This window comes from Pseudomonas sp. 21615526, assembly GCF_013386245.1.
Lineage (GTDB): Bacteria > Pseudomonadota > Gammaproteobacteria > Pseudomonadales > Pseudomonadaceae > Aquipseudomonas.
Genome location: NZ_JACAOM010000271.1, coordinates 1 through 352, shown reverse-complemented (window position 1 = coordinate 352; position 352 = coordinate 1). Strand labels below are relative to the sequence as shown.

General features: G+C 68.2%; 1 pseudogene. It reads right to left on the bottom strand.

Annotated features, from left to right (window positions below):
• Positions 1 to 263: pseudogene (locus HX786_RS31650) on the bottom strand (peptidase T4); the annotation flags it as partial.
• Between the last annotated feature and the right edge of the window lie 89 nt (positions 264 to 352).

The following is a 352-nucleotide window of genomic DNA, read 5'->3' as shown; positions in this document are numbered from 1 at the left end:
AGCGTGGTATTGGCCCCCGCTTGCAGACGCCCCATGGAATCCAGCCGCGACAACTCCGGCATCGGATCACTGCAATCCATCTCCGTCACCGGCCGCGCCCCGCCAAACTCCCCCGCCACCTCCCAGGGCCAGGCCCAGAACGTCTCGCCATCCGGCATGTAGACCGAACCAATCGGGTTAGCCACCACCAACGCAGCAACCATCAACCCATCGCCCAAATCCAGGGACGCCGTCCCCAGCCCGCCTTTCAGCACCCCGGCCATGCCCCCACCCCCGGCCCCGACAGAGCCCAGCCCACACTCCGGACCGGCATTGGCCAGCCACTCGAACCCCAGCCGCCGGACAGGTGGCT